The following is a 13,191-nucleotide window of genomic DNA, read 5'->3' on the forward strand; positions in this document are numbered from 1 at the left end:
CAAGCAAACGTAATTGTCCAACTTCTTTAAGTTAATATCCTCACCAAGAAATAGAGCCTGCGCTCTCAATCTATCTCTATCCTTAAAAAGAAGTTTTTCCATTATCACCCGTTTGCTAAATTATACCTGCTGATCTCCGGAGTTAGCGATCGCTTAACATTTAAAATTTTCCCAAGGAACTTCTGTATCGAAGCCATCAATGCGGGTCAGCAAGTTTTGTAGGTTGACTTGTTGCAAAACATCTTTGAATTCTTGAGCGCTCATTGGACGATTTCTATGAGGATATTCTCTCCCTCAAATGGAACTAAACAAGTAAAATTCCTTTCCCTCAGCCCATTTTGATCTGTAACTAATGGGCGGAACGTTCACGGTTATGCGATCGCACATTACCCCCGCTTTCGTTGTCTTGACCGACTAACGAAGGCGATCAGGTGAGTACTGCAAAAGAAAAAATCTAGTCTCGCAACCTAGCAATTGCTGGACAGATTAGTTGTGATCTATATCACAATCAATAGTATCAGATTGGTATTCCTTATCAATTTTATCGATGTAATTAATAAGTCCTGTAACAAGGTAGATACGTCATTCACATTGAAAGGGAATTGTTACAAGTCTTAGCCGTTCACACAACAGGTACCAAATTAACTAAAGCTTGGCGCTGAAATCGGACTGTGTACGAGCGTGAAGTATGATAATGCTTAGGAGTGAATACGAGCAATGTGATGGTATCTTGACTAGATTCAAGAATCTGTTTCACGGTGCAAGTCTGCATTTTATTATTGCAGTAGGCGCGTATTTGATGTCCAATTCGAATCTCCAATGCTTGAACTTTCATGATTAGAACCTCATTAAGGGGAAAAACAGCTAGAGAGACTTCGTGTCAACTTGCTTCTATGTACCAGTAAATGAGTTCCTGTTTTTTCTTGAGTTTCGTGCCGAACTGCATCTTTTACTGCTTGAATAGGTCAGGCAACGAAAGTATACTAGTACATTTCACTTACTCGATTGTACAGACACCTCATTTCTTTAGTAATGGCGCAGAATCATTTACACACAAGTTTCTAGTCTAGATAAGGGTTTTATCTGTTAATTTTGTGTAGTTAATTCTGTTTAAGTACTTATAGTATAGCAGCATTGCTAAATTATTAGCGAGATTAGAACTAGATGAAGACCGAGATAATTCTCTAGTACAATTTAAACTTTAGATGTTATGATGGTCCATGGGAATTATTTTCGGTTATACAGTTTGTGCTTATTGAATTACAACCGTCTCTCCGAACCTAAAGTTTCTGCATAATTTAGTTCTGGAGATGCTTTTATGTCAGTTTATGTCGGGAATCTCTCCTATGAAGTAAGGGAAGAGGATATAACACAAGTTTTCTCAGAATATGGAACAGTCAAGCGAGTTCAATTACCTACAGACCGAGAAACAGGTAAACTCAGGGGTTTTGCCTTTGTGGAAATGGAAACAGATGCGCAAGAGGCGGCAGCAATTGAAGCCCTCGATACTGCGGAGTGGATGGGTCGTAGTCTCAAGGTGAATAAGGCTAAGCCCAGAGAAGACAGGGATTCTGGAGGTAGACGTGGTGGCGGTAGGGGATACACAAGCCGCTACTAAGCATCTTCAAGGAGTATCCTCAGACGATCTAAATCGTTTCATAAAAAACAAACAATTTAGCTGTTACGTATTTTGGGCAGACTTGTTGTCTGCCCTTTTTTGCCCACATTCAACGGAATTGTTGACCACCAGTGATCAATTTAAGTTAATTAAATAGGAGAGGACATGACCCAGATATCTGTAGGCGAAAACGAAGGAATTGAGTCAGCCCTACGTCGATTTAAGCGAGAGGTCTCCAAAGCCGGGATTTTTTCGGATATAAAGAAACATCGCCATTTTGAAACTCCCTTGCAAAAGGACAAGCGGAAAGCAAAAGAAGTTGCTAGATCTAAACGGTATAGGAAACGTTCCCGTCTTCAGTAGAGAGTGGCTTTGAGGTCATCTATTGACTGCTGAGTGTTGACTGTTAACAGTTAACTGTCAACAAAACTGAGGGTAAGAACCCCGTCATGACGGACGGCTTTGTGTGAACCGTCAACCGTCAACCGTCAACAATCATCAGTTCATAGGCAAGTGCTGCACTTGTCATCTCACCAGCAACAACAATCCAGTCGTAATTTTTCAATCAACCAGAGTGCTACTAACTGGTATTATTTGAAAAACTATGCCGTATATCAACCAATGTCTCAAAAAGTTAAAGATCCTATTCTTGACTATTACCGCAAGATTACAAAGTCAGACTACTTGCATTATGGTTATTGGAATGTAGAAGACGAATTAAAAGTAGAAAATTTGCACCGAGCGCAAGAAAGGTACATCAAACACCTAATTTCATTAATTCCACAAGGTGTTGAAACAATTTTAGATGTGGGATGTGGAACTGGTGGAAATGCACTGCTGCTACAAGAAAAGGGGTTTCAAGTTGAAGCGTTGTCTCCAGATATAGCTCAAGAAGAAGCATTTAAAGCTAAAGGAGAAATTCCATTTTATTTAACCAAGTTCGAGGATTTTGAGACAGATAAGAGATACGACCTAATTTTAATGAGTGAGAGTACTCAGTATATTCCGGTTAAATCAGGATTTAAAAAGTGTCGTACTATACTAAATAGTAAAGGAATTTTGCTAGTTTCAGACTATTTTTTGAGAGAGAATTTTGATAAGGATAACGTCCTGGCAATTTGTACTCACGAAAACAGTGAGTATCTAAAAACGGCAGAAGAATTTGGCTTTGAAATCATTAAATCTGAGGATATTACATCAAGGGTAACACCCACTCTAGATCTAGCAAGGTTAAAATATGATGAATACATTCTACCAACTTTAGAACTCTTCAATGACCTTTTACTAGGCTGGGCACCAATTCCATACAAAATTTTAAAATTCCTGGCAAGAAAGCCGTTGAAAAACTTAGAAATGCAACTGCAACTCATAGATAGTCACCAGTTTTTGAAACATAGACAATACATGATTTATTTGTTTGAATTGATCTAAAACCAGATTGTTTATGCCATGAGCGTGGATTATACTTGGAACTGTGATTTAGAGATCCGGATAAGCTGGTAAGTCCCAGATTTGCCTAAGTTCTGGTAATGATTCGGCTGAAGTCCCATAGCTTCTAATTTTTTAGGCTGAGTCAGAATGAGTAGGGTAGGTGGTTGGGGCTGAGTGACGGATATTTTTTTGATCTGTGTCAACGCATCTGTGTATAATAAGACATATTTAACTGGTCTTTGGGTGTAAAATACAACACTAGGCTTTTTGAACCCGATCATAACTAAAGGCTCGCCTGGTTGCTCTACTTTAGTGACGATCTCCGACAAATCTCTCAGGGGTAGCTGACGCGCTTGATCTATCAGTAAACCCGTAGGCATGAACACAAAAATCACAAATGCCAAAAACCCAAGCAAATTCATCATCAGCACTCCACCCCACTGCCTGTACCATACTAAAATCGCAATAGCCACAGCGGTAATTGACCAGATGGCGCATCCCAAAACTGGCAACCCTGAGTCTTCAATGAGCTGGCGCGGATTAACTATGGCTGGGTCGTAGCCTATGAAGTGCGGACTCCAGAAGAATACTCCAGCTAATGCTAATAGAAATACTACATTGACCCAGCCACTGAACACCAGGGATGAGGACGCGCTTGAGGCAGGGGAAGAAGAAATTACTTCCCCAGATCCTCCCGGTTTAATTAGTAGGTTGCTCCACATGAGCGCGACTAAAATAGACGCTGCTGGCATTAAGGGCAATACATAGTGTGGCAGTTTGGTAACAGCAATGGTGAAGAAACTAAAAACACCTATAAACCAAAACCAGGCAAATAGACCAAGCTGCGTGGAACGGTTTGAAGAACGCCAGTGCGATCGCTGCCAAAATTTCAGCCGTGCGATCGCTATTGGCAAATAGATTGACCAAGGTACAAAACCAACTAGTACCACCAGAAAGTAAAAGTACCAAGGTTGTGAGTGGTGATTAACGACACCCGTAAAACGCTCTAGATTATGATATCCAAAAAAAGAGTTAATAAAAGCCCAGCCATTGCGCCAGATCACGAGTACATACCACGGCAGCACAAGTGCAAGAATTAGAAAACTACCCATTACCGGACGCATTTCGTGCCAAACTTCTCGCCAGTTACCTATGTAAAGCACAAATGCGCCAATTATCAGCCCTGGCAAAACAATTCCTACTGGTCCCTTTGTTAAAATTGCCAAGGCAATTAGCACGTAAAAAACAAGATACCAACTAGCTTGTAGCCTAGGTTTGGTCGGTTGACTATAACCTATAAAAAAGCACAACAATGCCCCATCCATACATCCAGTAAGTAATAAATCTGCCGAGCCGATTCTTGCCCAAACAATCGTCACTGCATTTAATGCGCTTAAAGCAGAACCTAACCCAGCACACCACCAATACCGTCGTGTTTGATCTGTTTTGCTACCTTGAGCAGACTCGAATTGGTTCGGATTAACAACGCCAAAAGACCACAGTGTATAAAAAACCAAGCCCATCAGCCCGAAAGCACTCAGTGCTGACGGCAAGCGCACCGCCCACGAATTTACTCCTACAATTTTGTAGGCGATCGCCATCAGCCAGTAAATTAAAATCGGCTTATCAAAACGAGTCTCTCCATTAAAAAAAGGCGTGATCCAATCGCCTGTCACCGTCATTTGCCTAGCTGCTTCAGCAAACAGCGGTTCTGTTTCATCAACCAAGCCTGTACTGCCCAATTTCCACCCAAAAGCTAGCCAACCAATTAAAACCAACCATAGGATCGACGCTGTCCATGCGATCGCTGGAGGTTCACCTTTGTAGTTAAACCAATGAGCAAAAGCGCGATAACTCCTTTTCATTAACCACTCCTTTGAGATAGACCTCCGCAAGGGAGATCCAATAAATAAAATGCGCCAGCTGCTTATGTGCCAAAAGGGCTCTTACACACAGCAAGACTCCTGTTGTGTTAACCCGAAGTTGAGCGGCTCGGCATTTTATTTTCACACAAGAGCCCCAATAGGACAACTAAAGTACTCTCGACCAAATAGTCCACTCCACGCGAGATAGTGACACTTACTTGTTTACCTATTGACTCACATAACCCAGAAGTTATTGATTAAAATTCAACGTCTTCTCGCTGAACTTCCGTAGTTTCAATTCTATTCACATCTTTTGCTACCCAACGTATGGTGTCAATGTACTTAGCGAGTTGTTCGACTGTTGGTGTTTCAAACAAATTGCGTACAGACAAATCTATTTGGAACATCTCCCGTATACGGGAAGTCAAGCGAGTCGCTAGTAGAGAATGACCCCCTAATTCAAAGAAATTGTCGTGAACGCCTACTTGCTCTTTACCCAAGACTTTAGCCCAAATTTCTGCCAGTAACTCTTCGAGGTGCGATCGCGGCGCTACATAATCCTGATTATTGAAACTAATTGTATCAGGCATAGGTAAAGCACGGCGGTCAACTTTACCATTAGGTGTTAGAGGTAAAGATTCCAACACCATATAGGCTCTTGGCAGCATGTATTCTGGTAACTTTTCCTTTAAGAATTCGCGAAGTGAAGGCGCAAAGTTTTGAGCTTCTCTCGTCACGATCTGTTCTTGGTGAGGAACAATATAAGCAACCAAGTACTTATCATCAGGTACATCCTCGCCAGCAGTCACGACTGTTTCTTTCACTGCTGGATGTTGACTCAGCACCGCTTCAATCTCCGATAACTCAATACGGAAACCGCGAATTTTTACTTGATTGTCAACGCGACCTAAAAATTCAATATTACCATCTGGTCGATACCGAGCTAGGTCACCTGTTTTATAAAGACGTGCTTTTGGATTATTACTAAAAGAATTAGGAACAAAGTGTTTAGTAGTTAATTCAGTGCGACGGAGATATTCTCGCGCCAGTCCGTCGCCGCCAAGATATAGTTCACCAGTAACACCAATAGGAACAGGTTGTAAATAAGTATCTAATATATATATCTGCGTGTTTGTAATAGGACGACCAATAGGAAAAGACGTAGCTGATTCTGGTAACTCTTCCACGTAATAATAAGAGGAAAATGTTGTATTCTCTGTAGGGCCATAAACATGAATTAAGTGCTTTGGCGCGCCGTCGTTAAGAATTTTTTTAATCCATCTTGTATCAACAGTCTCGCCACCAAATAGTAAATACTTCAAGCTAGAAAAAGCTTCCGGAATGTCTCTAACGATCAGTTGAAATAAGGCGGTGGTCAAAAACACAACGTTGATATCTTTTTCTCGTAGCTGTGATGCAAACTTCCGAGGCGAGAGCGTTACATCTTTACTAACTCCCACAAGTTGAGCGCCGTTAAGTAGCGCCCCCCAAATCTCGAAGGTTGCTGCATCGAAAGACGTATTAGAAGCTTGGGAAATTTTATCACCAGGGGATAATGTTATATAGTTAGTATTACACACTAGCCGATTTATTGCTTTGTGAGTTACAGCAACTCCTTTGGGTTGTCCTGTAGAACCAGAAGTGTAAATAACGTATGCTAAATTATCACTGCTTAAATTGCTTTTGGTATTATATTCCTTTTCTTGGTTAATCAGTTCCCAATCTTTATCTATACAAATAATTGGACTTGAGAAACCTTCAAAATGCTTGAGAAAACTTTCGTGTGTCAGCAATACTGAAACCTGAGCATCTTCAAGCATAAAATTTAAGCGTTCTTGCGGATAGCTGGGGTCTAATGGAACATACACCCCCCCTGCTTTAAGAATACCCAACAACCCGATTATCATTTCCACAGACTGTGAAATACAGATGCCGACAAAAGCTTCTGAAGATACTCCGATTTTTTGTAAATATTGTGCTAGTTTATTGCTACAAGTATTCAACTCCTGATAAGTAAGTTGTTTATTATCAAATTCTACCGCTACAGAATCAGGATACTGTTTTACTTTTTCTTCAAACAATTGATGGACACACTTATCTTGAGGATAATCTGCTTGGGTGTTATTCCATTCCACCAATACCTGATGTAACTCCTCTTCACTTAATAATGGTAAACTGCCAATTTTTTGAGCGGGATTTTCAACAACTCCTGACAACAGAGTTTTAAAATGTTTTAGCATCCGGTTAATAGTGGCTTTATCAAACAAATCTGTGTTGTAAACCATCAGGCCTCGGAGACCTTCAGAGTACTTCCAGTTTCCGCCCCATAAACTCCTGAAATCCTCAGAACACTTCCACAAATGCATTTCTAAATCAAAGCGCGTTTTTTTAAAGTCAATATTAATAAAACTAGGTAACAATCCAGGTAATTGTAATGCTGACATCGGAGAATTCTGCAAACCAAACACGACTTGAAAGAGCGGATGGTAGCTCAAGTTTCTCTCTGGATGTAGTTCTTCTACTAACTTTTCAAACGGCAAATCTTGGTGGCTGTATGCTCCTAACGTGACTTCCCTTACTCTGGCTAATAGTTCTCGAAAAGTCGGGTTTCCAGATAAGTCGCTGCGTAGTACTAAACTATTGACAAAAAAGCCAATTATTTCCTCTATTTCGCTACGATTACGGTTAGCAATTGGCGAACCCACTGCGATATCTTCTTGGTGTGTGTAGCGGTAAAGTAATGTTTGAAATGCTGCCAGCAGTGTCATAAATAGAGTGACACCTTGTTCCTGCGATAGTTTTTCTAGTGCATCAATTAGCTCTTTCGGTAATTCTAGAAATTGTGTTGCTCCTTGATAGCTTTGTATAGCTGGTCTTGGTTTGTTAGTAGGCAAATGGAGTATCGATATACCGTTTAATTGATCTCGCCAGTAAGCTAACTGCGTTTCGAGTACTTCTCCTTGCAACCACTCGCGTTGCCAGTGAGCAAAATCAGCGTACTGAAGAGGGAGTTCGAGAAGGATTGATGAGGAAGAGGAGTTGCTTTCGGGATTTAGATAAGCTGTGTATAGCGTTCCTATTTCCCGAATCAGCACCCCAATAGACCAATCGTCGCAGATGATATGGTGTATATTCAGTAATAGAATATGTTCTGCCTGGGATAATACCAGTATTATGACTCGCAACAATGGCTCAGACGATAAACTAAAAGGACGTTCTATTTCTGCGGTAATAATGTACTTTGCTTCTATTTCCTGTTGATCGCCTGGTAATTCTTGGAGATCTAGTACAGAAATAGGTATTGTTAAGCTGGGTGCAATAGCCTGTAGGGGTTGTCCATCCAGCGTTATAAATGTGGTTCGTAAGCTTTCGTGGCGACGTACAATTTCGTTAAAAGTTTGCTCTAATGCCGTTAAGTTAAGCGAACCTGTCAAGCGAATCACTGTCGGCACATTGTAAATAGTATTGCCAGGGATCAACTGATCTAGGAACCATAGCCTCTGCTGAGCAAAAGATGTTGGAAATACGAATACTTCTTCAGAAGACATATTGATCCTTATTTTGACTTTTGTGCTTTCTCAATACAGGCTTTTAGCTGTATAGCAAGAACTTGGATGTGGGGTTTTCGCAGCATAGTTAGATGATTGCCAGGAACATTATAAATTTCCGTTCCTTCGAGAGTTAGTTTATCCCAGTCCATACTCGGATCTTCCTTGGCAATACTTGACTGAACCTCTGTTCTGAAAACATTAATTCGTTTAGGGTAGGTTTGAGGAACGTAGTTAAGCACTGCTTGGCTATTAGCATAGAAAACACGAAGCATTGGACGAATTGCTAGCTCGCTTAAAAGTCTTAACTTGGATTCTTCCGGTATAGCGTTAACTGTGGCATCCTCTTTTAGGGGGAAGTGAGAGAGCAAATTTGTTTCGAGCGATCGCTTTTGGCGGCTCCTAAAGGAGCATCGCACAACTTTATTTAAATTAGGAAATCGAGCAATTAAATTGCTAATCCGATCCTTAGCGATAGCAATAATTAGGTAAAAATAATCGAGGAAAAACGGCCATATATATCGCGCCACCGTAGTTAGCATAAACTTCAAACCACTACCCAAAGAAGGTATATTGCCTGGTATTGGTGCTAAAGTGTCAAGCACAGCCAGTAGAGCCACTTCTTCCCCAGATTTTTGAAGTTGTTGAGCCATCTCAAAAGCAACCCAACTTCCAAAAGACCACCCTCCTAAAAAATAAGGGCCTTGTGGTTGCACTTTGCGTAATGCTTCAATATAATGGCTAGCCATATCCTCAATGCGAGTTAGTGGAGGAGTTTTTCCGTCAAGCCCAACGGGTTGTAGCCCATAAAATGGTTGATTTTTTCCCAAATGAGTAGCCAATTCGTAATAAGGAAAGACAACACCAAAAATTGGATGGACGCAGAAGAAAGCTGGATTTGAACCAGCAGGTTGAATTGGAACTAACGGAGACCACGCTAGAGAGTATGTGTCTGATAGAGAAGCTGCTAAACTTTCAATTGTAGGATTTAAAAATAAGGTAGATAGAGGCAATTCCCGCCCCAACTGCTTGCCTATCTCCTTGAGGAGGCGTACAGTTAACAGTGAATCTCCTCCTAAGTCGAAGAAGTTATCGTAAATACCCACACGCTCAACATTCAGGACTTCAGCCCAAATTTTTGCCAAGGTGGACTCGGTTGGAGTACGAGGAGCAATAAATGTTTTATCTATTATACGGTTAGCGGGACTGTTGAGTTCTGTTAGCGCCCGACGGTCCACTTTGCCATTAGCTGTTAACGGCAGAGAATCCAGCACCACAAAAACTTTTGGCACCATGTATTCAGGTAATTTTTCTTTTAAGAAATTACGTAACAAGGACACGAAATTTTGGCTTTCTAAATTGGGAACAATATAAGCCACCAAATACTTATCACCAGATACGTGTTCTTTAGTGATGACTACTGCTTTTTGCACAGTTTTATGCTGACTTAGTGCTGTTTCAATTTCTGACAACTCAATACGGAAACCACGAATTTTTACTTGATTATCAATGCGACCTAAAAATTCTATATTACCATCATTTAAGTAGCGTGCTAAATCACCAGTCTTGTAAAGCCGCGCTTTATTTTTAGGAATAAAAGGATTAGGAATAAATTTTTCATTAGTGAATTCTGGACGGTTAATATATCCCTGTGCCAATCCATCGCTGCCTATGTATAATTCGCCTGGAATTCCAATTGGTAAAGGTTGTAGATGCTTATCTAATATATAAATTTGAGTATTAGCAATAGGGCGACCGATGGGTGGCTTTTCACTTATCGTATCAATCTCTACAACGGTTGACCAAACTGTTGATTCAGTAAGCCCGTAAGCATTAAAAAACCGACGCTGAGGTTTCCACCAACGTTTTACAATATCCTCAGTACAGGATTCCCCTGCACAAATAATAGTTTGCAACGCGGGAAGTGATTCTGAAGGTAGGATTGCTAAGACTGCTGGTGGAAGAGTGACGTGAGTAATAGCTTTTTCTCGCAATAATTGGAGCAAAGGTTGTCCGGGTACAAGGGATTCTTTGTTTGCTAAATAAAGAGTTGCTCCTGTTCGCAGTGCCATAACAATCTCAAAAATTGAAGCATCAAAACTTAATGATGCGAACTGCAAAATGCGGTTACTCGGTTGCAAGTTGAAAACTTCGATCTGAGCTTCTGCTAAGTTTGACAATCCTCGATGCTGGAGCAAAACGCCTTTAGGTTTTCCTGTTGAGCCGGAGGTATAGATCACATAAGCCAGGTTTTCAAGTGTTACACAACTAATTGGATTTTCTTGGCTGTATTGTTTAATAGTTGCCCAATCTTCATCTATGCAAATTACAGATAACAGATCTCTCCAACCTTCATTAAAAACGGGGGCTAAGGATGAATGAGTGAGCAAGACTGATACTTTCGCATCTTCTAGCATAAAGTTAAGACGCTCTTGAGGTAGACTCGGATCTAAAGGCAAATATGCTCCACCCGCTTTGAAGATACCTAATAGTGCAATTATCATTAGTGGCGAACGCTCTACACAAATACCAACTAAAGATTGGGTTTCTACGCCTATTTTTTGCAGATAATGTGCAAGTTGGTTGCTGCGCCTATTTAACTCTCTGTAGCTAAGTTGTTCATCGCCAAATACTAGCGCGATCGCATCAGGAGTTTCCTCTACCTGCGCTTCAAATAACTGATGAAAACACTTGTTGTGTGAGTAATCTCTTTTTGTGTCGTTCCAATCGATTAATAACTCCTGTAGTTCTCGCACAGTAATCAAAGACAAATCTGAAAGACGCTGTTCTGGATTTGCGACAACACTTTCTAGCAGCGTTTGGAAATGTCCCAGCATCCGGGTAATGGTCGCATCGTCAAATAAATCGGTGCTATAGACCATTTCTCCTTTTAAAGTGTCCAAGTCTTGCCACAGATGGAACTCTAAATCTAGTTTTGCTGTTTTGGTGTCAAATTCAAACACTGAAAGCGTTATACCAGGTAACTCTAGCGCTTCAATGGGAGTGTTTTGCAGGCTAAATACAACCTGAAAAAAAGGATGATAGCTTAAATCTCGCTCTGGATGCAGTTCTTCTACCAGCTTTTCAAACGGTAAGTCCTGATGGCTGTATGCTCCTAAAGTTACCTCTCGCACTCGACGCAACAACTCTCGAAACGTCGGGTTACCAGAGAAATCTGTACGTAGCACCAAGCTATTGACAAAACAACCAATTAACCCTTCTAGCTCGCTACGGTTGCGATTAGCAATAGGTGAACCAACTGTAATATCCTCTTGCTGCGTGTAACGATAGAGCAAAGTCTGAAATGCTGCGAGCATTGTCATGAACAAGGTAGCACCTTCACTGTAGCTAAGTACCTCTAGCGCTTGAGTTAAGGAGTTTGGTAGCTCTATGAATTGTTTTGCTCCCCTGTAGGTAGGAACTGCTGATCTTAATCTGTCCGTGGGAAGACTTAGCACAGAAATTCCATCTAATTGCTTTTGCCAATAAGCTAACTGCTTTTGTAGCGGCGAATACCCGTTTGCCCCTACTCCTTGCAGCCATTCCCTTTGCCATTGGGCAAAATCTGCGTATTGAATCGGTAGTTCTGGCAGCAGATTAGACAAGGATTGGTCAGAGGCAAAAGCTTTGTATAATACCCCCAGTTCTCTAACCAACACTCCTATTGACCAGCCATCGGCGACAATGTGATGTAGATTTAGCAGCAGCACATATTCTGCTTCATCTAGTTGTAACAGCTTCACTCGCAGCAATGATCCGGTGGAGAGATTAAAAGGACGTTGAGCTTCTTGGGTTGCAATTTGCCGCGCTTGTGTCTCACGTTCTTGGCTATCGAAGTTGCGTAGATCTATTAGAGGAAGAGGTATGCTTAAGCTGGGCGCAATCGCCTGTACTGGTTGCTGCTCTAGCATAATAAAGGTAGTACGTAAGGTTTCGTGGCGACGTACAATTTCGTTGAATGTCTGTTTTAAGGCTGTGAATTTGAGGGAACCTGTCAAGCGAAGTGCTGCGGAAACGTTGTAAAATGGATTACCTGGTGCTAACTGATCGAGAAACCACAACCGCTGCTGAGCAAAAGAAGTTGGAAAAACGAAAACCTCTGCTTCTTCCGAGAAATTCAGCTCTTCATCATCTGTGAGGTTACCGAGAGTATATTCGTTCATAACCTGCCTGCTCACTACCAGTGCGGGAATTCAGTTCCAATTGGATAATGTCACCACGCTCAGGGACACACCCGTCGATCTTTACCAACTTTCTTCTCGCATAGGTTCTCCCCAATCCACTTCATCATGCTGCCTATCCGGGATGACATCTTTAAGCAGTTCATTCAGGGTATACCTGGGTCTTGCTGGAGATAGAACGATCTTATTGTCCTCAGTTGAAATGGCAACCAAGTCTCCTTGTTTTAATCCCATCTGGTGAATAATAGTTTGCGGGAGCCTGATTCCAAGAGAGTTGCCCCATATGCTGATTTTTTGGGTTACCATCGTTGAGAATTATGATCTGAATCTTTATACATTGAGTATACTGCGGATTGTTGGAGCTTTGGTGCTAACCGTTTGAGACCACCGGAAATAGCACCAGGTTTCTAGGTCGGGCTGTCAATTCTGACAAATTCCTATCTCCGTGTAATCCATATTGAGCGTTTCGCGTTGCTCCTGTTAGAAACCTCTTTGCCAAGGGAATCTTTAAAGATAGGTAGCTTTCACTGAAGTCAGCATGAGATATC

7 protein-coding genes are annotated in these 13,191 nt (G+C 41.3%); 3 read left to right on the forward strand and 4 right to left on the reverse strand.

Going from position 1 to position 13,191, the window contains the following annotated elements; translation table 11 throughout:
* Positions 1-1,318: 1,318 nt before the first annotated feature.
* The 3 genes from G4P69_RS05820 (at position 1,319) to G4P69_RS05830 (ending at position 3,049) form a co-directional block, all read left to right on the forward strand.
* Positions 1,319-1,618 (forward strand): RNA recognition motif domain-containing protein, encoded by a 300-nt coding sequence (locus tag G4P69_RS05820; RefSeq protein WP_208339644.1) that lies wholly within the window; start codon positions 1,319-1,321, stop codon positions 1,616-1,618.
* A 165-nt stretch (positions 1,619-1,783) separates the two neighbouring features.
* Positions 1,784-1,981 (forward strand): 30S ribosomal protein S21, encoded by a 198-nt coding sequence (gene rpsU / locus G4P69_RS05825; RefSeq protein ID WP_208339642.1) that lies wholly within the window; start codon positions 1,784-1,786, stop codon positions 1,979-1,981.
* 99 nt (positions 1,982-2,080) lie between these two features.
* Entirely contained in the window at positions 2,081-3,049 is a 969-nt protein-coding gene (locus G4P69_RS05830) for an SAM-dependent methyltransferase (RefSeq protein ID WP_208339640.1), read from the forward strand.
* Positions 3,050-3,078: 29 nt separating this feature from the next.
* Here G4P69_RS05830 and G4P69_RS05835 read toward each other — a convergent pair whose 3' ends face one another.
* The 4 genes from G4P69_RS05835 to G4P69_RS40405 all read right to left on the reverse strand — a co-directional run bounded on the left by G4P69_RS05835 (position 3,079) and on the right by G4P69_RS40405 (position 12,949).
* Positions 3,079-4,914 (reverse strand): ArnT family glycosyltransferase, encoded by a 1,836-nt coding sequence (locus tag G4P69_RS05835; protein WP_208339637.1) that lies wholly within the window; start codon positions 4,912-4,914, stop codon positions 3,079-3,081.
* 257 nt (positions 4,915-5,171) lie between these two features.
* Entirely contained in the window at positions 5,172-8,462 is a 3,291-nt protein-coding gene (locus G4P69_RS05840) for a non-ribosomal peptide synthetase (RefSeq protein WP_208339636.1), read from the reverse strand.
* An 8-nt stretch (positions 8,463-8,470) separates the two neighbouring features.
* Positions 8,471-12,625 (reverse strand): non-ribosomal peptide synthetase, encoded by a 4,155-nt coding sequence (locus G4P69_RS05845; protein ID WP_208339633.1) that lies wholly within the window; start codon positions 12,623-12,625, stop codon positions 8,471-8,473.
* Between the two features lie 81 nt (positions 12,626-12,706).
* Positions 12,707-12,949, reverse strand: coding sequence for an AbrB/MazE/SpoVT family DNA-binding domain-containing protein (locus G4P69_RS40405; RefSeq protein WP_208339632.1), 243 nt, complete (start codon positions 12,947-12,949; stop codon positions 12,707-12,709).
* Positions 12,950-13,191: the final 242 nt, after the last annotated feature.

The sequence above is a fragment of the Aetokthonos hydrillicola CCALA 1050 genome (assembly GCF_017591665.1).
Taxonomy (GTDB): domain Bacteria; phylum Cyanobacteriota; class Cyanobacteriia; order Cyanobacteriales; family Nostocaceae; genus Aetokthonos; species Aetokthonos hydrillicola.

Bases quoted from the DNA above. Each gene is read 5' to 3' on its own strand.
- rpsU (WP_208339642.1), top strand. From the start codon at position 1,784: ATGACCCAGATATCTGTAGGCGAAAACGAAGGAATTGAGTCAGCCCTA.
- G4P69_RS05840 (WP_208339636.1), bottom strand. From the start codon at position 8,462: ATGTCTTCTGAAGAAGTATTCGTATTTCCAACATCTTTTGCTCAGCAG.
- G4P69_RS05820 (WP_208339644.1), top strand. From the start codon at position 1,319: ATGTCAGTTTATGTCGGGAATCTCTCCTATGAAGTAAGGGAAGAGGAT.
- G4P69_RS05835 (WP_208339637.1), bottom strand. From the start codon at position 4,914: ATGAAAAGGAGTTATCGCGCTTTTGCTCATTGGTTTAACTACAAAGGT.
- G4P69_RS05845 (WP_208339633.1), bottom strand. From the start codon at position 12,625: ATGAACGAATATACTCTCGGTAACCTCACAGATGATGAAGAGCTGAAT.
- G4P69_RS40405 (WP_208339632.1), bottom strand. From the start codon at position 12,949: ATGGTAACCCAAAAAATCAGCATATGGGGCAACTCTCTTGGAATCAGG.